The sequence below is a fragment of the Bacteroides sp. ZJ-18 genome, from assembly GCF_011038705.2.
Classification (GTDB): Bacteria; Bacteroidota; Bacteroidia; order Bacteroidales; family Bacteroidaceae; genus Bacteroides; species Bacteroides hominis.
Genome location: NZ_CP072198.1, coordinates 4,180,533 through 4,206,328 on the forward strand (window position 1 = coordinate 4,180,533; position 25,796 = coordinate 4,206,328).

At 46.6% G+C, this 25,796-nt stretch carries 19 protein-coding genes; 5 read left to right on the forward strand and 14 right to left on the reverse strand.

Annotated features, from left to right (window positions below; genetic code table 11):
- Window positions 1-95: 95 nt before the first annotated feature.
- Together G7Y45_RS17010 and G7Y45_RS17015 are read right to left on the reverse strand one after the other, a co-directional pair.
- Window positions 96-1,076: a head GIN domain-containing protein gene (locus G7Y45_RS17010; RefSeq protein ID WP_032531706.1), complete on the reverse strand. Its 981-nt coding sequence runs from the start codon at window positions 1,074-1,076 to the stop codon at window positions 96-98.
- A gap of 100 nt (window positions 1,077-1,176) precedes the next feature.
- Window positions 1,177-3,021 (reverse strand): DNA polymerase III subunit gamma/tau, encoded by a 1,845-nt coding sequence (locus tag G7Y45_RS17015; protein WP_165015678.1) that lies wholly within the window; start codon window positions 3,019-3,021, stop codon window positions 1,177-1,179.
- A gap of 148 nt (window positions 3,022-3,169) precedes the next feature.
- Here G7Y45_RS17015 and G7Y45_RS17020 point away from each other — a divergent pair, with 148 nt between their 5' ends.
- Both G7Y45_RS17020 and G7Y45_RS17025 read left to right on the forward strand, forming a co-directional pair.
- On the forward strand, window positions 3,170-3,472 hold the full coding sequence (locus tag G7Y45_RS17020) for a septum formation initiator family protein (RefSeq protein ID WP_005807565.1): 303 nt from the start codon (window positions 3,170-3,172) through the stop codon (window positions 3,470-3,472).
- Window positions 3,469-3,813: a hypothetical protein gene (locus G7Y45_RS17025; protein WP_005807567.1), complete on the forward strand. Its 345-nt coding sequence runs from the start codon at window positions 3,469-3,471 to the stop codon at window positions 3,811-3,813. The genes G7Y45_RS17020 and G7Y45_RS17025 overlap by 4 nt, the downstream gene beginning before the upstream one ends.
- 72 nt (window positions 3,814-3,885) lie before the next feature.
- Here the strand turns inward: G7Y45_RS17025 and G7Y45_RS17030 are convergent, their stop codons facing one another.
- The 5 genes from G7Y45_RS17030 to G7Y45_RS17050 all read right to left on the reverse strand — a co-directional run bounded on the left by G7Y45_RS17030 (window position 3,886) and on the right by G7Y45_RS17050 (window position 8,261).
- On the reverse strand, window positions 3,886-4,293 hold the full coding sequence (locus tag G7Y45_RS17030; RefSeq protein ID WP_032540098.1) for a DUF2141 domain-containing protein: 408 nt from the start codon (window positions 4,291-4,293) through the stop codon (window positions 3,886-3,888).
- Window positions 4,294-4,305: 12 nt separating this feature from the next.
- On the reverse strand, window positions 4,306-6,249 hold the full coding sequence (locus tag G7Y45_RS17035; RefSeq protein ID WP_165015675.1) for a TonB-dependent siderophore receptor: 1,944 nt from the start codon (window positions 6,247-6,249) through the stop codon (window positions 4,306-4,308).
- Window positions 6,250-6,351: 102 nt separating this feature from the next.
- Window positions 6,352-7,251 carry a LytTR family DNA-binding domain-containing protein gene (locus tag G7Y45_RS17040; RefSeq protein ID WP_165015672.1) on the reverse strand — a complete coding sequence of 300 codons (900 nt, stop codon included), beginning with the start codon at window positions 7,249-7,251 and terminating at the stop codon, window positions 6,352-6,354.
- Between the two features lie 143 nt (window positions 7,252-7,394).
- A complete protein-coding gene (locus tag G7Y45_RS17045; protein ID WP_005780522.1) occupies window positions 7,395-8,000 on the reverse strand; it encodes an OmpH family outer membrane protein in 606 nt (201 codons plus the stop codon).
- 27 nt (window positions 8,001-8,027) lie between these two features.
- Entirely contained in the window at window positions 8,028-8,261 is a 234-nt protein-coding gene (locus G7Y45_RS17050; protein ID WP_005807575.1) for a hypothetical protein, read from the reverse strand.
- A gap of 161 nt (window positions 8,262-8,422) precedes the next feature.
- Between G7Y45_RS17050 and G7Y45_RS17055 the strand changes: the two genes are divergently transcribed.
- Window positions 8,423-9,889, forward strand: coding sequence for an aminoacyl-histidine dipeptidase (locus G7Y45_RS17055; protein ID WP_005780526.1), 1,467 nt, complete (start codon window positions 8,423-8,425; stop codon window positions 9,887-9,889).
- A gap of 100 nt (window positions 9,890-9,989) precedes the next feature.
- Window positions 9,990-11,024, forward strand: a complete 1,035-nt coding sequence (locus G7Y45_RS17060; RefSeq protein ID WP_032541742.1) for an endonuclease/exonuclease/phosphatase family protein — start codon at window positions 9,990-9,992, stop codon at window positions 11,022-11,024.
- Here the strand turns inward: G7Y45_RS17060 and G7Y45_RS17065 are convergent.
- The 6 genes from G7Y45_RS17065 to G7Y45_RS17090 all read right to left on the reverse strand — a co-directional run bounded on the left by G7Y45_RS17065 (window position 11,009) and on the right by G7Y45_RS17090 (window position 22,105).
- A complete protein-coding gene (locus G7Y45_RS17065; protein WP_005780530.1) occupies window positions 11,009-12,178 on the reverse strand; it encodes a mechanosensitive ion channel family protein in 1,170 nt (389 codons plus the stop codon). The two genes, G7Y45_RS17060 and G7Y45_RS17065, sit on opposite strands and share 16 nt — an antisense overlap.
- 137 nt (window positions 12,179-12,315) lie before the next feature.
- The gene (fsa, locus tag G7Y45_RS17070) at window positions 12,316-12,972 is read right to left on the reverse strand and encodes a fructose-6-phosphate aldolase (protein ID WP_005780531.1); all 657 of its coding nucleotides are present in this window, start codon (window positions 12,970-12,972) and stop codon (window positions 12,316-12,318) included.
- A 65-nt stretch (window positions 12,973-13,037) separates the two neighbouring features.
- The gene (locus G7Y45_RS17075; RefSeq protein WP_165015669.1) at window positions 13,038-14,855 is read right to left on the reverse strand and encodes an alpha-L-fucosidase; all 1,818 of its coding nucleotides are present in this window, start codon (window positions 14,853-14,855) and stop codon (window positions 13,038-13,040) included.
- A gap of 155 nt (window positions 14,856-15,010) precedes the next feature.
- Window positions 15,011-18,073 carry a glycoside hydrolase family 2 TIM barrel-domain containing protein gene (locus G7Y45_RS17080; protein ID WP_005807583.1) on the reverse strand — a complete coding sequence of 1,021 codons (3,063 nt, stop codon included), beginning with the start codon at window positions 18,071-18,073 and terminating at the stop codon, window positions 15,011-15,013.
- 109 nt (window positions 18,074-18,182) lie between these two features.
- A complete protein-coding gene (locus G7Y45_RS17085; RefSeq protein ID WP_165015665.1) occupies window positions 18,183-20,501 on the reverse strand; it encodes a glycoside hydrolase family 20 protein in 2,319 nt (772 codons plus the stop codon).
- A gap of 17 nt (window positions 20,502-20,518) precedes the next feature.
- A complete protein-coding gene (locus tag G7Y45_RS17090) occupies window positions 20,519-22,105 on the reverse strand; it encodes a sulfatase (RefSeq protein ID WP_165015662.1) in 1,587 nt (528 codons plus the stop codon).
- Window positions 22,106-22,503: 398 nt separating this feature from the next.
- On the opposite strand from G7Y45_RS17090, the gene G7Y45_RS17095 reads away from it, so the two are divergent.
- Entirely contained in the window at window positions 22,504-23,970 is a 1,467-nt protein-coding gene (locus G7Y45_RS17095; RefSeq protein WP_165015659.1) for an arylsulfatase, read from the forward strand.
- 84 nt (window positions 23,971-24,054) lie between these two features.
- Here G7Y45_RS17095 and G7Y45_RS17100 read toward each other — a convergent pair whose 3' ends face one another.
- Window positions 24,055-25,704, reverse strand: coding sequence for a beta-N-acetylhexosaminidase (locus tag G7Y45_RS17100; protein ID WP_165015656.1), 1,650 nt, complete (start codon window positions 25,702-25,704; stop codon window positions 24,055-24,057).
- Between the last annotated feature and the right edge of the window lie 92 nt (window positions 25,705-25,796).

Consider the following 25,796-nt stretch of genomic DNA (forward strand, 5'->3'; position numbering starts at 1 on the left):
TATGAAACGCCCCTTAACAATATATGTTATTCCGATTACATATATTGTTAAGGGGCGTTTCGTGTATTCTACCCGACAGGTAGGATACAAAGTGTTTAAAGTCTGTTCAGGTGATTCTTACCTGTCGACCGCACACTCGGATTTCCTTTGTATGAAACTTCACCGCTTCCTTGAATATTAGTCACAAGTGTCTTTGTAGCTACACAGGTAATATCTCCGGAACCGTTGACACGGGCTGTTACATTCTCTGCATCCAACTTACGCGCATTAAGTTCTCCCGACCTGCTCAGCACCAGTGTGGCATCGCGGGTAGAACCGGACAGAGTCATATCACCCGAACCGGCCAATTGTGCAGCTACATTATTGGCACGGATACCCAATACATCCATATCACCCGATCCGCTCAATTTTGCCGTTACGGTCGATGTGGTATAAGCACTTCTTACTTTCAGATCACCTGATCCCTGAAGCATTGCACTGATTTCGCTCCCGGTAACACCGACAACATTCAAGTCACCCGAACCCTGCAAAGTCAGACTCACACTTTTAGCACGAATCTGTCCTTTCACATCAATATCTCCGGAACCTTTCAACAAAGCAGAAAAATCACCATTGCATGTTACATCTCCCGCAACGATGTCTCCCGAACCGGCCAATGATACCTCAAGTTCTTCTGCCTTCAGATTACCTAAATAGATATCGCCCGACCCCTGAAGGAAAGCACTTCTTAAAGACGGACTGGAAACCAGGACTTTCAGCCGTCCCGCTTTACCATAAGAAATATTAGTATGTGGCTTCATATTCACTATCAGCGTACTTCCTTCTACCCGGCATTCTATCAAATCGACCAGATTGTCCGATCCTGTAACCTGAACCTTGGTTCCTCCCGACGACTGTGTGTATTCAATGGTCGGACTTCCTTTCAGCTGAATCCGATCGAATCCCGACACTTTAACGTTCTTCGTTATGTATTTACCACTTGCCACAATCGCTCCTTGGGCACTTACCAACGTTGCCGACATCAACAAAGACAGAAAAAGAAATGCACTGATCCCTCTCTTACGAATTGTTTTCATATTCATTCTATTTTTTGATTATAGCTATTAGACGTAACAAGTATCCGGAACGTTGCACAGAAACCTGTATTTCTTGCAAAAAAACGGATGGTTGCTTTCCTTAATACAGTTCCAAACCGAACTCTTCCTTCAGTTGCAACAATGCGCTGTTCTTTTGTGCCATCATCTGGAACTTTTCCACACGGCTGACCGCACGTACATTCTCCGTCGCTTCGCTGACACGAACGGTCATTGTCACTTTGCGGTTCTTTAATGAACCACGCAAATATGCTTGTATGTTGGGAATCAGTGCCGTGAAATCTTTCGCAATGATTTCATTGTCTACCACCACCTCAAAAGTCGTATCATTGAGCAATGACAGACGCATGTTCTGCATACGCATGGCAATCGCTTTCTGTTCTATCGGCATACGTCCGGCGTATTCCTGCCAGTAATAATTCAAATCGCGTTCATTGAAGATGAAATCTTCTTCAATCTGCTGTGTTTGCACCTGGACAGTATGGACCGCTCCCGATCCCTGCTGCTCTTCCTCCTTCTGAGGATGCTTGATGGAAAGTCCGAGACTGGATTTCTTCATCACAGGAATCTTCTTTTCTTCTTTAAACTGCGCCATCCGTACCGCATCGGGCATAGCTCCCGGTGGAGAAACCGCTCCGCCCGGACGTATGTTGACAGCCGGAGAGGCAGTGGCCTGCTGGGGCGCAACCTGCGGAGCAGCAGGTGCAGCGACATTCGTACTCCGAGATTGCGAAGCGGCAGGTGCTACCTGAGGCTGCTGTGCAGCGGCGGGTTGCGTGAAGACGGGTTTTATGGCTTGTTTAGGGCCACGCCCACCACTGCTGTCATCCCCCTCAACGGTAAGCTGAGCAACCTGTATCAAGGTCAGTTCCACCAACAGACGTTTATTTTTGCTGGCGCGATAGTTCATATCACAATCGTTGCAAAGTTTCATGGCCCGGTACAGGAACGGCAATGTGCACTTCTGTGCCTGCTCCTGATAACGTTGGCGGATACTGGCACCTACCTCAAGCAACTGGAGTGTAGCAGCATCTTTGCTCACCAACAAATCACGGAAATGTGATGAAAGTCCGGTGATGAAATGGCTACCGTCGAATCCTTTGTTCAGTACATCGTTGAACAATAGTAAAGCATCACTTACCTTATTTTCAAGGAAGCAGTCTGTCAGGCGGAAATAGTATTCATAATCCAGCACATTAAGATTCTCGATCACACTCTTGTAGGTGATATTACCTCCGGTGAAACTTACTACCTGATCGAAAATGGAAAGTGCATCACGCATACCTCCATCCGCTTTGAGCGCAATCACGTTCAAGGCTTCAGGTTCGGCCGTGATTCCTTCTTTCGATGCCACATAAGACAGATGATTCACGGTATCATCCACACTGATACGGTTAAAATCGTAAATCTGACAACGCGACAAAATGGTGGGAAGGATTTTATGCTTCTCCGTTGTAGCCAAAATGAAAATGGCATGGCGGGGAGGTTCTTCCAATGTCTTCAGGAAGGCGTTGAAAGCCGAGGCCGACAGCATGTGTACCTCGTCAATGATATACACTTTATACTTACCTATCTGTGGCGGAATACGCACCTGTTCCACCAGTTGGCGGATATCGTCTACCGAGTTGTTGGACGCCGCATCCAGTTCATGAATGTTGTACGAGCGTTGCTCGTTGAAAGCGACACACGACTCACATTCGTTGCAGGCTTCGCCATCTGCCGTAAGATTCATACAGTTGATGGTCTTGGCAAAAATACGTGCACAAGTAGTTTTACCCACTCCGCGCGGTCCGCAGAACAGATAAGCATGCGCCAGTTTCTGGGTGGCGATAGCATTTTTCAGTGTAGTGGTCAGTGCCCGTTGCCCCACGACCGACTCAAAGGTGGAAGGACGATACTTACGGGCGGATACGATATAGTTTTCCATATTCCGGATGATCTCTGTTTTTTGAGTTTGTGCAAATGTACGCAAAAAAGTGCAAGGAGAAAAAAGGAAGCGGAATAAGTTTTAGAGCGGAAATGCTACGTTTTAAGTTATTAGTTTTATCTTTGCATCTGGAATTAATGAGAAAATCATGGGCAAATTAATCACAATCTGGGAGTTTATAGGCAGACATAAATACTGGATCACCGTCCTGGCATTCGGAGTCATCATCGGCTTTTTGGACGAAAACAGTATGATCCGCCGCATCGGCTATGCACGCGAAATCAGCCGCTTGCAGGGAGAGATTGATAAATACCGCGCAGAGTATGAAGAAAACACGGAGCGCCTCAACGAGTTGAGCACCAATCCTGAAGCCATCGAACAGATAGCGCGCGAAAAATATCTGATGAAAAAGCCCAACGAAGACATTTACGTATTTGACGAGAACGAATGAAACAACTGATACCCGCACTTTTCGCCGTAGGCGCCGTGATGGCTCTCGTAGGAGCCGCCGTCTTTATCACCGGATGGGTGTATGCACCTTATATATATACCATCGGGGCAGGCTTTGTGGCATTGGCCCAGGTCAACACTCCGCTCCGGGCAAAAAGCAAAACACTCCGCCGCCTGCGCATTCAGCAGATATTCGGCGCACTGGCATTGATACTGACAGGTGCATTCATGTTCACCACACGCGGCAACGAATGGATTGCCTGCCTCACCATAGCAGCTATATTGGAACTTTATACAGCTTTTCGCATTCCGCAGGAAGAGGAGAAAGAGCTCTCTAAATAAAAAAGAGCTCCCCTTTTTCAAAGTTTCCTCTCTACCTTTCACTTGCATCAGCAATTGAAACCGAATGATACACTACTTTAAATGAATAACCATCGTAGTGTCCCGTTTGAGTTCAAAACAGCATTTTTCAAACGAAGGAGCTCCCAAGACTCCTTCGGCATCATTGCTGAACCCGAACTTTTCCAAAGGACGCCCGAATGCACCGGTATCCAACTTCCCGTTTTCATTTTCATCCTGAAAGAGGGAAATGGCATAAGTACCGGCAGGAATTCCCTTACAGGGTATCTCTATCGTCCGGTCCTTCACTCCTACCCGAAAACCGAAAACAGGCTTCTTCATAAAGGTCTGTTTGGAAGAATAGATAGCCACGTAAACAGATCCGTCCACATGCTCCACGTCTTTGACAATCAATGTCAGATTCTGACCCGCTACGGACACACTCGTTAGTACTGCAAACAGCAAAATAATCATTGTCTTCATAATGGTAAATATTTAAAAATTAGAAACATCATAAGCTACTTTCTTACCTAAAGTGATATAAACTCCCAGATAGAAGAAACGGTCACTGGAAGCACGGACGGCCTGTCCGTTAATCCGTCCATATTCGTTCTTACGCCCCGTCAGATTAGTGGCAGAGGCATGTACGATAACCTTCTTACTCGCCAGCACAGTGATACCCAAATCGAAAGAATGACAGGGTTTTACTTCATCATTCATCAACCCCGGCAGTTCCGGATTATGATAAGGACGCCCACTTGCCAACCGGTCGGTCACGCTGAAGATGGTTCGCAGAGGGGGAACACTGTATTTCAGTACCAATGACACATTATGACGGGTAGCGTATTGCGGAACGGTCAGTTCAGTATATTCCCGGTATTTCCGTTTTGAAAGATTATAAGAATAGGACAAACGGTATTCAAAATTCTTCCATAGGGCATTGTCACAAAAATATAGGTCAACGCCTTTACTATGTCCGTATCCATCGGGAACCATACCTTGGGGAACAGACAATTCCAGCCTTTTATAATTTTTGTAATAAAACTCCGCTTTGTAAAATCGCCCGCTCTGTTCGTATTGGAGACTGAAGAGAGTCTGCCTACAGATATTAGAGGGCAAAGCAGTGTTTTTTATCAGGTATTTATTTTCCGGTAATTGAGTGTATTGCCCTGCCACAACCGAGATTGCCAAACGATTCCACGCATAACTGACAGCAGCTCTGGGAGACCAGTTCATCCGCCGGTTCAATGAAACATACTCCGGACGGAAAGACAGTTCTGTTTTGAAGTGTTCCGACAGATAAAAAATGGACGAAAGAAATCCTGCACAGATCGTGGGGTACATACGGTTTTCATCATAGAGCAACTCAAACCGATAATAATCCCGATATGACCGGATAAAAGTTTCAACTCCCGCATCCAGACGTAGCCAAGGAGTAAATTGCCGGAAGGACCTGACTTTCAAATGAAGTTCCTGCTGCCGCTCACTCCATGCATCCCCGCCTGTCACTGCACCTCCCACTCGCCGGTCATAAAAAGAATACGCAGCCCCGAAAAACCAATTCCAACCGGAAGCGGCACGTTTGCGGAAGGTAGTGTTCAGATAAACATTGTTTTCACCCAAACCGAAGAGATGACGGTCTGCATCTGCATAATTCGAAAAGGAAGTACGGTCATACCCTGCATATAATTTGAATACAGTCCTTTCATCCGGCGTGTACCGATATTGGGCAGCACCGGAAAACATACCGTATGGCTGCTTGAAATCAGTCCGGGAAGGATAAACCCGATAATAAGGTGACAGATTCTGATAATCGAGATTCAGCGAAAGTGAAGAGTGCCCGAAAGCCCGCGTACCACCTCCTCCCAACCCGACGGTAGAAACATTCATCCCCAGTTTATTGACCGTACTATGGTCCTTGGTTTCCAGAGGAAGTACAGCAGACAAGGCCTCTCCATACTCCTGTGACTGTCCGCCGGAAGCCAGATTGACACCACTGAACATAAAAGTGGAATAGCGTCCTCGTGCAGGAGTATCCGCTCCGGTTGTAGTATAAGGATTCAACACATGCATGCCGTCTATATAGGTCTGTGTTTCGTTACTGCTCCCGCCACGCACCAGCAGACGACCGCTTTCACCCTGAATTTGAGCCCCCGGAAGGGTTTGCAAAGCCCGATATAAATCCCCGTTAGCTCCTCCTACCGTTACCAGATCGACCGGTCGCAAATCGCTCCAGCGGCTGTTAGCCCTGGGAGTTTTATGTGCTTTGACGACTACCTCGTCCAACAATATACTATCACCTAAAGTCGTGAAAAAAATGGTATCCGTAGTTACGTTTTGGGCTACGAGTGAAACCGGGAGAAGCATCAAGCTTCCAATCACTGTTACATAGAATCTCTTCATTGTGGTCTGTTTGCTAACATTTTCACCGGCAAACATAAAGGATCGGTTCCAAGCAAAAAAATATCCGGGACAGACAGCCCGGATATGTGACAAGCAGCTCGTCCTATGTGACGAACTGCATCTTTTTGTGACCAACGGTTATTTGCCGACTATAGTTTCCATCAGCTCTTTAAACTGTTTGGAATAGGCCCGTGATACAGGTATCTCTTCCGGATAACCTTCCAAAAGCAAACGGTAGCCCTGTGAGTTTCCACTAACCTTTACCACCTTACGGAGATTGACCAGAAAAGCACGGTGACACTTCGCTACTAACGGAGACCCACCGGTTACTTCCTCCGCCTGCTTCATGGTCATCCGCAACAGACACTGCATAGTTCTGCCTCCTTTCTGATAGTTCACCCGGATATAGTTTCCATCGGACTCTATATACAACAAGTCCTTAGAGTCCAATTCCAAAGATTCCCTGGTACCGCCCTGGAACGAAAGCAAAGAAACTATTTCAGTTGTTTCTACAGATTCCGTCGCAGATACCGACCGCTGTAAATGGAGGTTCATCTCCGTCGCTTCCTCTAAATGGATAGCCAACAACCTGTTTTGATTCAATAAAATGAAAAGTACTGTAGGGAAAAGTCCGATAACCAAAGTGAACAATGCAAAAACACAAAAGACATCCCAACGCAGCCCCCAGCCAAAAACAAATGTTGAATAAAGCCAGTTACCGACAGCAATAAATAAGATTACCATCAACAGATTGACTATCTGTTTCCATACAGTCCACCCCTCTTCTTTGTAAAACTCCGGAAACAGACAGGCAAAAAGATACACGGGGATGCTCAGAAATACTGCTGTCACACCCATAAAGCCCAAAAGAATCCAAAACTTATGCCCCTCAATGCCCGATATTCCGAAAGGCTGTAAAACCAGTAATATAAGGAATACGACCAACGAAGAAATCAATACCACCTTCCATCTTTGATACACAACCGGATAAGGACTTTGCAGGTATCTTCGTATTTTTTCACTCCAATGATTTCCCATTTGTATTCTGTTTTTCACTCTTATTGCAAAGTAATATAAAATATCGCACGGACAGCTATAAATCGAGAGATAATCTTAAAGACAAAAAGAGGCAATCCTCTTCAGAATTGCCTCTCCTATTTCATAATATGATAAACCGGATTTTACTTCTTACCCACAGGAGCATATCTTGCGTTAAGTCCGTCTACAATTTCTTTTGTGATGTTCAGTGTGCTGTCGGCATACAACAGATTATCAAAACTGGTATTGCTGATAATCAGGTTATAACCTTTAGTCTTATTGTATTCTTTCAGGAAAGCATTGATAGAGTCACGCAGAATCTGGCTGTTTTTAGCATTTTCAGATGCCATTTCGGTAGCCAGTTTGTTTTGCAATGCCTGCAAATCCTGCTCCAATTTACCTAAGCGTGCATATTCCTGTTGTGCTCTTTCCGGAGAAATAAAAGCATTGCTTTCATATTTCTTCTGGAATTCCTGCTGTGATTTACGCAGTTCGTTAGCTTTTTGATTTAATACCATACGGCTGTTCTCTTCCTTACTGATCATATCAGCATTCAGATCTTTGCAGAAATTATATTGAGACAACAATGTATCTACTTCTACATAAGCGATTTTCAGACCAGAAGTGGCATTTGCATTTCCGGAAGCAGCAGGAGCAGCAGCATTGTCGGCTTTACCAGCGCATTGTGAAAAAAGAAAGAGGAATGCAAGAGCAGCAAATCCGTTAATGAGGTAATTCATTCTCTTCATACTTGTAAAATATAGTTTTTTAATTAATTAGTTCATACTATCGTTTAAGGTTTTCTCAATTTCATCAATAGAAAAGCGCCGTTTCTTTTGTGCTTCCCGATCTTGAGACTGTGCACAACTTATGCCTCTCTCCCTTAACGCTTTATTGCCGCTGACGTGCCCGTTGGGAAATTTTCCGCCTTTTGTAAAGAAGACTTTTATGCCTAATAAACCAAGGCAAATAGCAACTATTAACAGAGTTATCAGTATTGTATAGAGCATTTCTATTAATTTTGTGGGTGCAAATATAGACTTTTGTACTGACTAAGCCTCCTTTTTTACCATAAAAAAAGAGAAACGGGTTCAAAATTCGCAAGCAAATTAACCATATTTAGCAATAAGGGGTTAAAATTGAATTTTTAATTCCATAAAAAGAAAAGAGAATGGAAAAATCAGAACTGAAACCGGCCGGCGTATTTCACTTCTTCAACGAAATCTGCCAGGTGCCCCGTCCTTCAAAGAAGGAAGAAAAGATAATCGCTTATTTAAAAGCGTTCGGAGAAAAATATAATTTAGAGACAAAAGTGGACGAAGCCGGTAATGTACTTATCAAGAAGCCGGCTACTCCGGGTAAAGAAAACCTGAAGACAGTGATCTTGCAATCACACGTAGACATGGTGTGCGAAAAGAATAACGATACGGAGCATGACTTCCTGACCGACCCTATCGAGACGGAGATTGACGGGGAATGGATGAAGGCAAAAGGAACAACTCTGGGGGCTGACAACGGTATCGGTGTAGCTACTGAGTTGGCCATTCTGGCCGACGACAGCATTGAGCACGGTCCTCTCGAATGTCTGTTCACTGTAGATGAAGAGACAGGTCTGACCGGTGCTTTTGCCCTGAAAGAGGGGTTCATGAACGGGGAAATCCTATTAAACCTCGACTCGGAAGATGAAGGTGAACTTTTCATCGGTTGTGCAGGTGGTATCGACTCGGTTGCCCAATTCAAATACGAAACGGTGATGACACCCATCAGCCACCTTTGCTTCCATATCACCGTGAAAGGTCTGAAAGGCGGGCATTCCGGTGGAGATATCCATCTGGGACGTGGCAATGCCAACAAGATTCTGAATCGCTTCCTGTACCTGATGCAGAATACTTATCAGGAAGACTTCTTCCTCTTCGAATTCAATGGAGGTAACCTGCGAAATGCCATTCCGCGTGAAGCTTCAGCTGTATTCTCCGTACCGGAACATTATAAGCACGATGTGCGCACAGCCTTGAATGTCTTTATTGCAGAAATAGAAGACGAACTTCATAAGATAGAACCGGATCTGAGTATTCTTCTTGAAACGGAACCTCGTCGTGACTGGGCTATCGACCCAAGTACAGCCTATCGCCTGATCACTTCGTTGTATGCCTGCCCGCACGGAGTTTATGCCATGAGCCATGACATCCCGGGTCTGGTGGAAACATCGACCAATCTGGCATCTGTCAAGATGAAACCGGAAAATACTATCCGTATCGAAACCAGCCAGCGCAGTTCCATTCTTTCTTCACGCGACGATGTAGCCAACACTGTACGTGCAGTATTTACTTTGGCAGGCGCGCAAGTGACTTGGGGTGACGGATATCCCGGATGGAAACCCAATCCGGACTCGGAAATCCTGAAAGTAGCTGAAGAGTCATATAAACGTCTGTTCGGTGTAGATGCCAAAGTGAAAGCAATTCACGCCGGACTGGAATGTGGTTTATTCCTTGATAAATATCCTGCATTGGACATGATTTCCTTCGGTCCTACATTGACAGGAGTCCACTCTCCGGACGAACGGATGCATATTCCTTCAGTAGATAAATTCTGGAAGCATCTGTTGGATGTATTGGCACATATTCCGGCAAAGAACTAAATCAATTTCACCACAGAGGACACAAAGAAGAATTCACTTGATAATTCTAAAATTAAAAATCTGTGTGCTCTGTGGTGAATCAAAACGAGAACTAAAATCTATGCTCCGTCTTTTCTTTTTATTGCTGATTTCCTCCACTTCCCTTTTTCTTTCTGCACAAAATCAGCCTCCTTTTCGTGTCGTCTTTTGGAATACCGAAAACTTCTTCGATACCCGGCACGATTCACTCAAAAATGACAGGGAGTTTCTGCCCCATTCACTCCGGCATTGGGGCTATAGCCGATATAAAAAGAAGATAGATAATGTGGCCCGCACTCTTGCAGCAGTCGGAGAATGGAACTTTCCGGTATTGATAGGATTGTGTGAAGTGGAAAATGATACGGTTATGCGCGATCTCACGCTTTATTCTCCACTTAAGGAGGCAGATTATCGTTATGTGATGACACACTCTTCTGACCAGCGCGGTATCGACGTAGCACTGCTTTACCAACGCGACCGGTTCAAACTCCTTACCTGTTCTTCCATCCCTGTCGGCAATTTTGAGAATCATCGTCCGACAAGGGATATCCTGCACGTCAGCGGATTATTGCTGACAGGTGATACACTGGATGTATTAGTGGCACATCTACCCTCCCGCTCGGGCGGAGCACGTCAATCAGAACCTTATCGCCTTTTTGCGGCACAAAAACTGAAAAATGCGGCAGACAGCCTAATGTGTGTCCGCCGTTCTGCCAAATTGATTATTATGGGAGATTTTAATGATTATCCCACTGACAAATCTGTAAAACAAGTCCTGAAAGCCCTTTCTCCCGAAGAGAATCCTGACCATAAACAACTGTACCACTTACTGGCGCGAAAAGCCAAGAACCGTAACTTCGGTTCCTATAAATATCAGGGTGAATGGGGATTGCTGGATCACCTGATTGTATCCGGTACACTGCTTGATACTTCCGGTACACTTTTTACCGAAGAAAAAAAGGCAAGCGTGCTGCGTTTGCCTTTCCTTCTGATAAAAGATGAAAAATACGGAGGCATGCAGCCTTTCCGCACCTACATCGGAATGAAATACCAGGGAGGATACAGTGATCACTTACCTGTATATACCGATTTCGAAACCAATCAATCCGAATATTGATATACCTTCAGTTCAAACTTGGGTACCATAGCAAAAAAATGATCGAAAATATCGGATTGGATACGTTCATATTCTTTCCAAACCTTGTTACGGGAAAAGAAATAAATCTGAATAGGTACCCCGTATTCAGTAGCTTCCTTCTGGCTGATAATCAGGTCGAGATCCTGATTTACCACAGGCAAACTGCAAAGATAACGTTCTACGTATACCCTGAATACTTGCGAATTTGTAGGCACCACTCCTTCCTCCGGCTGATAATCTGCCAACAGAGGTATCTCTTTGCGAAAGGTATCAAGCATTTCGGGGGTGCAGAACTTCAAAGTTGTCAGATCAAGAAAAATGCTCTTCATCACCCGCCGTCCTCCGGATTCCGTCATTCCCCGCCAGTTCTGGAACGAGCCGTTCACCAAAGAATAGGGAGGAACGGTAGAAATAGTATTATCGAAATTCTGAATCTTAACGGTATTCAATGTAATCTCTTCCACAATGCCGTTTGCATTGGTTGAAGGGATGGTCACCCAGTCACCGGGACGTATCATATCGTTGGCAGACAACTGAATGCCTGCCACAAACCCCAGAATGCTATCTTTAAAGACCAACATCAGAATAGCGGCAGAAGCCCCCAACCCGGCGAACAGCGTAGCAGGAGATTTATCGACAATTATGGAGACAATCACAATGCCGCCAATAAAGAAGACAAGAACCTGTAAAACCTGAATAAAGCCTTTCATCGGACGATTCTTCAACTTTTCTTTTCCATTGAGTATATCCAGCAACATCAACAGACTGCTGTTGAGAGCCAGTAACAAGGCAAAGATCATATAGATAACACAAATTTTCTGCGAAACCAGCAACAAAGTCTTTCCGTGTACAAATGCCATAGGCAAAAGCATATACATCAGAATACCCGGCAGAATATGGATCAGGTGGTGAATCACTTTATGTTTGACCATCAATGTATCCCATTTATAAGGAGTCCGCCGTGCCAGACGCTTTATTCCACCCACAAAAATGGCCTGGCAAAGATAATCCAGCCCGACCGCAATAAAAATCATCAGGATGGCAATAATCGTTTCATCAAAGGTATTCGCTATTTTCGGGTCCACTCCCCAACCTATAAGGATTTTATTCATCCAACTTCCTAAATCTATCATAACTATCGTCTTTATTTTAACATGTTCACTTTATCAAAATAACATCTGAATGGGCTTTAGGTTTAGCCCAAATAAAAAAGGCTGTATTGAAAAACGGTATTTTCAATACAGCCAGCTTCATCTGTTACCAGAAATCCTTATCCATTTACCTTTTTATAATCTTCCAGAAATTTCTTCAGCCCGGCATCTGTCAACGGATGATTCAGCAGCCCCTTAATGGCACTCAACGGGCAAGTCGCCACATCGGCACCGGCTTCCACACATTCCATAATATGCTTGGTGCTACGGATGGAGGCCGCCAACACCTGAGTAGGATAATTGTAGAAACGGTACATCCGCACAATATCGGCAACCAGTCCGACACCATCTTCACAAATGTCATCCAGGCGTCCTACGAAAGGAGAAACATACGTAGCTCCCGCTTTGGCAGCCAGCAAAGCCTGACCGGCAGAAAAGACCAGCGTACAGTTGGTGCGAATGCCCTGTTCGGAAAAGTGCTTGATGGCTTTGATGCCGTCGGCAATGCAGGGCACCTTCACCACAATGTGGGGATTGAGGGCTGCCAGCTCTTTTCCTTCCCGAATCATTCCTTCGTAATCAGTAGCGATCACTTCGGCACTGACATCGCCTTGCACGATGTTACATATCTCCACGTAATGCTTCCGCTGGTTCCCGACTCCTTTTATCCCCTCTTTAGCCATCAGAGAAGGATTAGTCGTTACTCCGTCCAAGACTCCCAAATCGTGTGCTTCCCGGATTTGCTCCAAGTTAGCCGTATCAATAAAGAATTTCATACCTAATAGTGTTTAATATCTTATATTCAAACAGATAACCTGGAGCAGTTGTTCAATGGAACGACTTACTTCTGCAAACGGATACCGATTTCGTTCAAAGCGACCTTTGCCGGAGTAGCGTCCGGTGTAGTGGCATCGAGTTTGATGTAGCGGGCACTGACCTTGTTGCCGAACGAAACGGTCTGCGGAACAGGGTTGTGCATAATGTTGCTGAACTCCCCGGTAGTCGGCACTTCTTTCCAGTCTTCACCATTGATACTTACATAGAATTTATAACGGAAAGCCATTGTCGGCTTCGCTTCCGCATTGGCAGGAGCATATACGAAACCTGCCATCTCTACGGCTTTTCCAAGATCAATCACCAACGGAGAGGCAGTCACTTGTTTCCATGTAGCACGAGGCAGATCGTTCCAATTTTCTTTCGCAGACGCCTCTTCCAACGGACGGGCATAGTAGGCAGCCACTTCGCTGATATTAGCCGTCAGACGGCAAGCATCAATCTTCACTCTCAGTTGAGTGGCCTCGATAGCCGGAATACGTATCAGACGTTTATAACCCACGGTAGTACCTTTGGCTATCTCCTTCCATCCTCCGGCAGTCAGTGCCTCGACAGTAAAAGCTTCTGTACGCTGTCCTTTCGAGATATCCTCACGTAGCATCACCACGTTGATTTCCGATTTCGGTTTCAGCTGATAGGTATGGGTATCACCCGGTTTGGCAGCCCATGGTTTCAATCCGCCTTTCACACGGTTATCGGCAAAAATTTCTTTGCGATAGTCGGCAAACTCTTTCAGACGGTTAACGTCGGCATCGCTGATGCGTCCGCGCCGATCGGGAGGGATATTGAGCAGCAACACTGAGTTGTAACCCACAGATTTGAAATAAATATCGGTCAGATGCTTGAGGCTCTTCACCTTACCGTCCTCCTGCTGATGATAAAACCATCCCGGACGGATCGATACATCCACCTCGGAAGGATACCAGAAGAGTTCCCTGGCATTAACCAACATGTCGCGTCCGCCCAAATCTTTGGAAGTCGCTTTTACACCTAACGCTTTGTTCTGCTCTTCACAACGGGCATAAGTGCCCGGAGTCAATACGGTGGCACTCCACTCCGTTTCACGTCCCAGTCCGCGTTCGTTGCCTACCCATCGTACATCGTCACCCATAATGGCAGTCACTGCATGGGGTTGAAGACGACGGATGGTAGAGAGGATGGCGGTCCAGTCATATTCCTGTTTCTTTCCGTTGGGACCTTCACCATTGGCTCCGTCGAACCAGACTTCGTGTACTTCACCATAATTGGTAAGCAGTTCAGTCAGCTGTTCGATAAAGAATTCGTTGTATTTCGGAGAATCCCCATAACAAGATGCATTCCGATCCCAGGGAGAGAGGTAAACACCGAACTTGATACCGTATTTATCACAGGCATCACGGAGTTCACGCACCACATCACCCTTTCCGCCTTTCCAAGGAGAAGAGGCCACGGAGTGGTTAGTAGTCCTGGTAGGCCACAGGCAAAATCCATCATGATGCTTGGCAGTCAGGATAGCCATCTTGAAACCCGCCTCTTTGAGTGAACGCACCCATTGTTCCGCATCAAGTTCGGAGGGATTGAAGAGTGCGGGATCCTCTTTTCCGTCTCCCCACTCACGCCCGGTAAAAGTATTGATACCAAAATGAAGGAAAGCAGTCAGTTCCATCTGTTGCCACGCCAGCTGTTGCGGAGTAGGTACAAGACGCGCTGCCATATCGACTTTCTGCTCAAGGGTAGCATCTTGCGGAAATTCCACGTGCTTCACATAGTAGTCGTCTTTTTTTTGGGCCTGTCCGGCTGTACAGATAGCTGCAAGCAGAACCGTCGATAAAATAAGTTTCTTCATAAATGTATTGTTTTAAGTTTGATTCACCACAGAGTAACACAGAGTCTCTCACAAAGGATTTTCCTCTCTTCAATATCCTATTAACAAGAACTTAAAAACTCTCTGAAACTCTGTGGTAAACCGTATCCTTTTCTATTCCACGTTAAATATTCTGTCTATTTCACTCCTCTCAGCGTGAACTCAAAACTCTGCTCCGTCAGCGGCACACGGTATTGCGGTTGTACACCGGGACCACAGGTTGCTGTCCCTACACCTGCCTGTTCGGCATCCAGATGAACAGTGATACGGCCGTTACGTTCCAGATCGTTAATGTGGCGGGCTTTCTCCAGCACATCGTCAGTAAACGGAACGACACTGAACTGGAACGGACGGTTCGAATCGACAAAGATTCCTTGTCCGGCTTCATCCTCCAATTTCATCCAGCGGACATCCGTACGATTTCCGGTAGACTGCGGAGTCACGTAATAGTGGAACATCCTTTCGGCAGTAGTCCGATACAGCCCTATCTTGCCCGACTGCATACGGTCAGCGTAAGTCTCGTTATCACCGCGTCCCAGATAAGCCACATTGCCAAACGTATCGTTCATCTCGAAGGCCAGCCCCAGGCGTGCCATTGATTTCACCACAGCCGTATCGGGACGGAAAGTCACTTTCACCTTCAAAGCCCCGGCAGCATTCAGTGAGTAAATGAAATCGGCATCCCCCACTTTAGTTCCCTTCGCATTCAGGACTTCTACTCGTGCAGTAGCGGTACTCTTGCTCTCCTTCAGTGACACCACTTTCTGGCTCAGCTGATCGAGTCCGGATTTACGCCAAAGATATGCACCGTTGCGATCGCGGTTATCATTGTCCGTAGCGGGACGGAAAAGACTCAGTGTAACAGGAGTTGCCAGCAATTCCTGCCCGTCCAGTGTAAAAGAGTTCAAAGCACCAGTCGCCTTATCCAACGTAAAAGCAGTCTGTCCGGCCTTGGCAGGCAGATGAGCCGTACTGTTCTTTGTTCCGGGCAATACAAACTGGTCGTAAGCCACCTCCCAATCAGTACCCACCATCAGTGAAGCTTCTTTACGAGTCCAGCTCAGGTTGAGATATCCTTCACGCACATTGGCAGGCAAGACAACTTTTCCTAATGTCACATCAACTGTAGCATGTGGCGCACAATTCACTTCTTTTGTTCCTTCTGTGACCGTTTGTCCGTTATCGCCCACCACCTGCCAATGCAGGATATATTCGTTCAGATTGGAGAAGTCGAACCAGTTTTTCACTCTTATGGTCAGATTACTCTTATAGAGCAAGGTACACTTGATGTTCTGATAAATCTTTTTCACTTCAAGCAAGTGCGGATGCGGGACACGGTCAGCGCTTACCAACCCGTTGCAGCAGAAATTACCGAAACTCGGAACTCCTTTGGGACCGTAGTCCCCACCATACGACCAATACCAACGCCCATTCGCGTCTATCTCACGGAACGACTGGTCTACCCAGTCCCACACGCAACCGCCTTGTGCCATCGGATTATTTTCGAACACATCCCAATACTCCTTCAGGCCACCTACGCTGTTGCCCATGGCGTGCACGTATTCGCAAAGAATGAACGGACGGTAAATATCTTTCTGTGCCAGATAGGTTTTGATTTCATCGACACTGCGGTACATCCGGCAATAAATATCGGTGTTATAATTCTGCTCGGCACGTTCGTATTGAACGGGACGATTCTTTTCTACCGATTTCAACCAGTCATAGGTACGTTCGAAGTTAATTCCGTTTCCGGCTTCGTTACCCAACGACCAAATGACGATGGCAGGATGGTTCTTCGAACGCTCGTACATACGGTGTGTACGATCCATGTGTGCTGTCAGCCAAGTGCTGTCCTTGGCAAGCGAAGCAGGACCGTAGCCCATACCGTGCGACTCGATGTTGGCCTCGTCGATCATATAAAGTCCGTAGCGATCGCAAAGCTGATACCAGTACGGATGAGTGGGATAATGTGAATTACGCACGGTATTGATATTGTGCAGCTTCATCAATCGGATATCCTGCTCCATCAGCTCTTTGCTGACAGTACGTCCCAATTGCGAATGTTCATGCCGGTTGGTTCCCTTCACCAGCACAGGTACACCATTGATGCAGAAACGTCCGTCCTTGATCTCCGAAGTACGGAAACCCACTTCGCAACCAGTAACTTCCGTCACCCGTCCTCCCGCATTTTTCAGTTCCAACACGAGCGTATAGAGATTGGGGTGCTCGGCACTCCAAGGCTTCACGTCTTTCAGGCGCTGTTCACCGAAAGTGATGAAGTTACTCAACCCACGTGATTTGACAGGCATTTCGCCCGAAAGTACGGGACGTCCGGCTGCATCATTCAGGGTATAAGTTATAGATACCGCTCCATTGGCAGGTCCCTCAACGGTAACATCGAGTCCGAAGATACCATCTTTGTAACGCTCCTTCTCGAGGGTGGCATTTACTTTATAGTCGGCAATGTACTGCTTCGGAGTACTGTACAAATATACATCACGTTCAATGCCACTCAAACGCCACATATCCTGACATTCCAGGTAAGAGCCCGAACTCCAGCGGTAGACTTCAAGTGCGACGGTATTCTCGCCTTCTTCCAGCTTGTCAGTAATGTCCCACTCGGCTGCCGTCTTTGAGCCTTGGTTGTAACCGAGGAAATGGCCGTTCACCCATACATAATAGAAAGAGGTGACACCTTCACAACAGAGAACCACCCGACGGTCTTTCCATCCGGAAGGCACAGTGAAAGTTCGTCGGTAAGAGCCAACTTCGTTTTCTTCAGACGGTACGAGAGGAGGATTCTTCTTGAAGTTGAACATCTTATCATCGAATTCATAAGTCTCGTTCACATAAATAGCAGTTCCATATCCCTGACGCTCCCAGTTTCCGGGTACGTTAATGTCTGCCCACCCTCCGGTATAGAACGAAGGTTTATAAAAGTCTTTCGGACGGAGGTCGGGATTCTTCACCCAATGGAACTTCCATTTGCCGTTCAGGCTCAAATAATAGGGAGACTGTTCATAGTCCCCTTTTTTCACATCGGCAGCATCTGCGTAAGGCCACACATAGGTGTGAGGGGCCAACTTGTTCAGGCCTACCGCATATTGGCTCTGCCATTCGGGAGTCTTCTGCGCCTTTGCGGGGACCATAACCAGACAGGCCAGTAGCAGTAGAAAGGTTAGTTTGATAGGTTTGTTCATTGTTTATCAGGTATTTAATATTCAATTATCTTTCTCGGGGATGTGTCAAAACTCGCCACAGAAGACTTTTGACACATCCCCATTTGATTTTTAAAGGTAAATACGGATCCTATTCGATCATAACTTCGTCAAAAAAGACGCGCGCTTCCTGTCCGGGACGCACATGATCAGGAGGACATTTTCCGGCTCCACGAACTGTAACGCGCACATATCTGGCCTTTGCCGCTCCCAGATCGAATTTCAAATCATCCACATAAGTTCCTTCACGGAAAATATCTTCGGGAGTAAACCGTTTCTCTCCCACTGCCGTAAAATTAATGTTATCCGAAGACAACGCAACACTGACGGACTCCGGTTTGTGCACAGCCATTCCGTACACTGTAATAGAACCCAGCGTAAAAGTATGGATATTTTCTTCTTTTTGCAAATCTATCGTAAAAGAAATACTATCATTGTCTGTCCACGAGCACCATTCGGAATCGGTTTGTTTCAAGCTGCCACGCACTCCGTTGGTTAAAACCGGAACACCGGAAGCCCCCCGGGTGAATACCGGTTTCGCAGTAGCCTTATTGTATGACAAAGGCAACACGAGGGTCTTTCCCACCTGCCGCCCATCGGCAAAAGTGGCACACTTCAAGGTCTGTGCGGTACGGAACGTGAGCGACTGAGTATAGAGAGCAGAAGTTGCTCCCGGCTCAGTGCCATCAGTTGTATAACGGATTTCCACATCGGGACGCATGCACTCCAGTTTCACTTGCAATGTACCATCAACCGGAGTAGACGTATGTTGTATGTTGTACATAGAACGGGCGTATCCCACCCCTTTGACGGCAAGGTGTTCGTTATAACGATCCATCGCTTTCAGAAACGAAGCCCAGTTTTTCTGCTCCGGGCGACTCCATCCCACTTCGGCAAGTGCTGCCAGACGGGGGAAGACGAGATAGTCCACATCCTCGGGACGGTTACAGAACTCCGTCCATAACGATGCCTGTACGCCCATCAGTAACGAAGCATATTCGGGCTTCCAATTCTTCTGCACAGGTTCGTATTGATAAACGTCTTTCAGCGTATTGTTACCAAAATAAGTGAGTGGTTCAAACCATTGCGGTCCTTGATAACGAATCAGGTACATCACACGGGCCGGAGTCATCACAAAACGATGTCCCTGCGCAGCAGCTTTCAGGGCAGCGTTGCCCATCCCTTGCCAACCGAAGACAACGGCTCCCTCGGGGATGAAGCTGTTTGTCAACTCGTCCCATCCCATCACCTCTTTACCTTTACTGCGCACATAGTCGCCTATCCGCTTCATGAAATAGCCTTGAAGGTCCTCTTCATGGGCAATGTGTTCTTTCTTCATACGATCCTGGCAAAGAGGACACTTTTTCCAATAAGTCTTCTGCGCTTCGTCGCCACCCAAATGGATGTAATGTGAAGGAAAAAGCGCAGCCACTTCATCAATGACATCTTGCAGAAAAGTGAATACACTATCGTTTCCGGCACAGTAGATGATTCCTGCATGGTCTCCACCCAGACCGGGCAATACACCGATAAACCGGTCTACCACGGGACAAGCCAGATGCGGATAAGCAGCCAGTGACGAATTGGTATGTGCCGGCATCTCTATCTCGGGAATGATCTCTACCTGACGGTCGGCAGCATAAGCTATCATCTCCCTCATATCCTCCTGGGTATAAAAGCCACCGATGGGAGTCGGTTCTCCGGGCAACGGATTCCGGCGCGAATGGAATGGCACATCGGTATGATCCACCCGCCAGGCACCGACCTCGGTCAGCCGGGGATATTTCTTAATTTCAAGCCGCCAGCCATTATCGTCCACCAGATGGAAATGGAGTTTATTCACCTTCAGCATGGCCATGCAATCGATGATTCTCAACACATATTCTTTGGGAAGAAAAAATCGGGAAACATCAAGCATTAGCCCCCGGTAACCGAAACGGGGCTCGTCCTGAATGCTCAAACAAGGAACCGTCCACAGTGCATTGACTGTATGATGATTTTCAATATCGGGAGGAAGCAACTGACGGATGGTCTGCAAGGCATAGAAAAACCCTTTCACATCCGATGCTCTGACCGTAATCTGTTCCGGAATGATATCCAACCGATAGGCTTCGCTTTTCAATGACTTATCGGTAACGAAACGTACATCGCCTTTCATCTTTCCCGTTTTCAATACGGGAGTAAACCCGGCAGCTTTGGTGAAGAGGTTTATAAAATTCCGTACCACTTTCGCCTGCTCGGCATTTTCCACAACCAGCGTAGTACCTCCGGAAAAACGGAAATGCCCGGTGCCCGATACCATTTGTACCGGGCAGGGGACTATAGAAACTGTTTGTGTTAAGTCATCAGCCTGCAACGCTGCAAGGGGGCAGAGCATCAGCAGGAGTATGCATATTATAATGTGTTTCATATATCCGGGATTTCCACTTATTCTTTATCTCTCTCCGGCGAGAAACGTACCGGATCATTATACTGTTCCTGAAGTTGCAGCATCTGCTCTTTGAGTTCTTTCACTACAGGTTCGTATTCTTTCTGCCCGTACAGATTATGCATCTCCGTCGGATCAGCCTGCATATCATAAAGTTCCCACCAGTTGATGTCATTGTAGAAATGAATCAGTTTATAGCGTTCGGTACGTACCCCGTAGTGGCGTTTCACCATATGTTCGGCAGGATACTCATAGAAATGATAGTACAGCGCCTTCCGCCAGTCTTTGGGTTGTTCGCCCTTCAGCAACGGTAACAGAGATACACCCTGAATATCGGCAGGAACGGGAGCACCGGCCAATTCGAGGAACGTAGGTGCATAGTCGATGTTCTGAACCATTTCGGTAATGTCGCCACGACGGTCAAAACCCTTCGGCATACGCATGATCAACGGTGTACGCATCGATTCTTCGTACATGAAGCGTTTGTCGAACCAGCCGTGTTCGCCCATATAGAAGCCTTGGTCAGAAGTGTAGACTACCAGGGTGTTATCCAGTAATCCTTCCTTTTCAAGATAGTCGAGCACACGTCCCACATTGTCGTCCAGCGACTTCACTGTCTTCATATAGTCACGCATGTAACGCTGGAACTTCCAGTTGGCAAGTTCCTTTCCACTTAGATTCTGCTTGTAGAAGTCATCGATCAACGGACCGTAGAATTTATCCCATGCCGCACGTTGTCCTTCGTCCATACGTCCCAGAAATCTCTGGTAGAGCGATTTTAAACGTGAATCTTTATCGGGGCGAAGCATCTTCAGGTCATAAATCATATCCATATCCTTCACAATACTCATCTCTTGCGCTGCGGCAGCCGGACGGCCTTCGTAATCGTCAAAGAAATTGTCGGGCAGCGGGAAGGTTTTGTCTTCGTACAAAGCCAGGTTACAGGTATCCGCCATCCAGTTGCGGTGGATAGCTTTATGGTGAATCAGCAGACAGAACGGTTTGCTCTCGTCACGTTTGTTCTCCATCCAATCGATAGCGTCATCGGTAATCAGGTTGGTAATGTACCCATGTCTGTGAACGGTGTCGTTGTCCTGAGTGATAAAGTCGGGGTTATAATAGTCACCTTGTCCGGGCACAATCTCCCAATAATTGAATCCTGAGGGCAGACTCTCAAGGTGCCACTTGCCTACGAGTGCAGTTTGATAGCCGGCCTTCTGAAGCAGTTTCGGGAAAGTTTGCTGGGCACTGTCGAACACGCAGGTAGTATTGTCATAAAACTTGTTGCCACAACTATGCTTGCCTGTGATCATACAAGCACGGCTGGGACCGCTCAGAGAGTTTGCAACGAAGGAATTTGTAAAACGCACGCCGTCACGGGCAATACGGTCGAGGTTCGGAGTTTCCATATAACGGGTATCGTAGCAGCTCATCATTTGTGCCGTATGGTCGTCCGTCATAATATAAACAATGTTCAGGGGCTTTTGCTCTTCTTTCTGTTTGCCTGTGGCACATGAAGCCAAAGAAGCTACTGCCGCCGCACCTGTCAGCGAGCAGAGAATTCCGGAAGATAGGTTGTTCATCATAAAGTAGTTTTTCTATTAGGGATTAATTAGTGGTACAAATATAAAGAGTTTTAACACCCCATAGAGTTCAAAAACAACTATGATTCTTCTGAAAACGTCTAATAATGGAATAAAAAGGGCATTTATAGACGTTTTTGAACATCGGATAGACAAAATCGGAAGCCTGTCGTGAACGAGTCTTAACTGAAATTTGTATATTTGCAGACATAGAAGCCTGACAAAATGGAATAGAAACGAATCGAGTTCACCACAGATTACACAGATTAGCACAGATTCTTTAATCTAATTCTCAATGAAATAAATCATTTATCTGTGGAAATCTGTGTAATCTGTGGTGAATAAAACTCAAAACCAATACTGAATGAACTAAATACAAACCTAATCAACAAACTCTTTTTATGAATCAAAAATTATTGCTCAGCAGTGCGCTGCTTGTCGGCATGGCCGGAACACAACAAGCGTTTGCACAAAAGAAAAAAGTTCAGGACCCCCAAAAGCCGAACGTAGTTTTCATTTTGGCCGACGACCTCGGATTCGGTGACCTGAGTTGCTACGGACAAGAGAAGTTCGAAACTCCCAACATCGACAAACTGGCCCAGGAAGGAATGCGCTTCACCCAATGTTATTCGGGAACAACGGTAAGTGCCCCCTCACGCTCTTGCCTGCTGACAGGCACTCATAGCGGACATACGGCTATCCGTGGTAACGTCGAACTCGATCCGGAAGGACAATTCCCTCTGCCGGCAGATGCACAGACCATCTTCCACGATTTTCAGAACGCAGGATACAAAACCGGCGCTTTCGGTAAATGGGGACTGGGATTCATCGGCTCTACAGGCGATCCGAAAAAACAGGGAATCGACGAATTCTACGGTTACAACTGCCAATTGCTGGCACACAGCTACTATCCCGATCACTTGTGGGACAATGACAAACGGGTAGAATTAAAAGACAACACACTGGATGTGCAGTATGGCAAAGGTACTTACTCACAAGACCTGATCCACTCAAAGGCACTCGACTTCCTTGACCGGATGGGAAAAAGCGGAGAATCGTTCTGCATGTGGTATCCTACCATCATCCCTCATGCCGAACTGATTGTGCCCGAAGACAGCATTATCAAAAAGTTCCGCGGCAAGTATCCCGAGAAGCCTTTCCATGGCACCGAACCGGGTAGCCCGGCATTCCGTAAAGGCGGATACTGCTCTCAGTTCTACCCTCACGCAACGTTTGCAGCCATGGTTTACCGCCTCGACGTATATGTAGGCCAGATTGTACAGAAGCTGAAAGATATGGGTATCTATGACAACACCATCATCATCTTTGCCAGCGATAACGGACCGCACATGGAAGGAGGAGCCGATCCGGACTTCTTCAATAGCAACGGCATCTGGCGCGGATATAAACGCGACCTCTACGAAGGAGGAATCCGTGTACCGATGATCATCTCTTGGCCGGAACGTGTACAACCCAGCACCCAAACCGACTTCATGTGTTCGTTCTGGGATGTAATGCCCACTTTCCGTGAAATATTGAACCCGAAAGCCAAGAACCAACAGATGGACGGTGTGAGCCTGTTACCACTACTTGAAAACCGCAAAGGACAGAAAGAACACGAATATCTGTATTTTGAGTTCCAGGAGATGAACGGACGCCAGGCCGTACGTAAAGGCCCGTGGAAGTTAGTTCACATGAACGTTCGCGGCAAAAACCCGTATTTCGAACTCTACAACCTGAATTCCGATCCGTCGGAACGCCACAATGTACTGAACCAGTTCCCGGAAAAAGTGGCCGAACTGAAAGGCATCATGCAGGCTGCACATGTGCCAAATCCTAATTTCCCACTGTTACCGGGAGAAAAATAAGAAGAAACCTTTTACTTCATTACAGAATACACAGAGGGCACAGAGATAATTTCTTTCAATGGAAAATCTCTGTGCCCTCTATAGTTATTGCTTCACTGCCACCGTATCTGCCGCAAAGACATCTTTCCGGTAGCCATACCCCAGGTCGGAATAAATCTTCAACATCTCAGGCAGACGTTCCATGAAACGGTCAAAATTTTTATGTTCCGGCAATGTCCATTGTATTTCGGACAAAGCAGCCATTCGAGGTAAAATCTGCCACTCCATCTTGGTTGAATCGGCAGTCCACTCCGTCCAGATACAACCTTGAGTACCGATTACAAACTTCTTTTCGGCATCGGTCAGTTCGGCAGGAACAGGTTCGAAGTTATATACACGATTCATCCATTCGAATCCGGTCATCTTATTAATGCGCGGATTGCTGAAATAGAGCCGCTGGATAGGAGTCATGATGACATCGTGATGCTGGCGCGCAGCTTCGATGCCTCCTTGAATACCCCTCCATGACATGATGGTAGAATTCGGGGTCAGACCGCCTTCCAATACTTCGTCCCATCCCAACATACGGCGTCCGTGGGCGTTGATCTCTTTCTCCAGCTCAGACATGAAATAGGTCTGCAACTGATTCTCTTTCGAATGTTTAGGCAGCGCTTTGATACCCAGTTCCTTAATTTTAGCCTGACATTTAGGGCATTTCTCCCAACGGCTCTTCGGACACTCGTCTCCACCGATATGAATGTATTCGGAAGGGAAAATATCCATAATCTCGTCCAACACGTCTTTAGTAAACTGAAGTGTCTGTTCGTTACCGGCACAAAGCACATCGGAAAATACACCAAATGAACAAAGCACCTTATAGGGACCACCCGTGCAACCCAGTTCCGGATAAGAAGCCAGAGCGGCTGTAGTATGTCCCGGAAGGTCTATTTCGGGAACTACCGTAATGAAGCGATCGGCCGCATAACGGACAATCTCACGGGCTTCATCCTGTGTATAGAAACCACTGTGAGGCTTTCCATCGAACTTCTTGGTTTCCCAGTCAATAATGGTAGAATCTCGTCTGGAACCTATTTCCGTTAGTTTGGGATACTTTTTGATTTCAATTCGCCACCCCTGGTCTTCGGTCAGGTGCCAATGGAAATAGTTGATGTTATGCAATGCCATCAGGTCAATCATCTGTTTGAGGTAGCTGACGGGGAAGAAATGGCGACCTACGTCGATCATGAATCCACGATAACGGAAACGGGGAAAGTCGGTAACCGTCCCGGCAGGAAGAGCTGCCGCCACTTTTCCGTCCTTCGGAATCGGAAGGGCTTTGTGAATGGTTTGGGTACCGTAGAATACTCCGGCCTCACTGCCTCCGGTGAGAAGAACCTTCTCGGGGGTGATCTCAAGTTTATAACCTTCCGGGTGAGTCATTGTCGTATCTACAGCAAGGATAATGGCGTTACTGCCCTTCTCTTTATCGGACACACGGACTTCGGTTCCGGTCATCTCTTTTATAAAGGTAGCCAGAAAATCGGCAGTACGATGCATTTTTTCATTAGCTGCCGGATAGATGATCGTAGTACTGTGATTGATAACAAAAGGTGTAGTGTCTTGGGCAAGGACAATCTCTTGCGGCTGAGGAATTACGTCCAGATTCCCCTTTTCGATAACTGCGGGGCGACAGGCACAGAATAGCACAACGGCCAACAAACCGGGAGCTAAACGGAATAATAATCTCTTGTTCATAGTGTTTTGATTTGCTCACCACAGAGTCACACCGAGTTCCATAGAGGAAGGAAGCATAGAAGATACGCTCTATGGGACTCTGTGTACTCTGT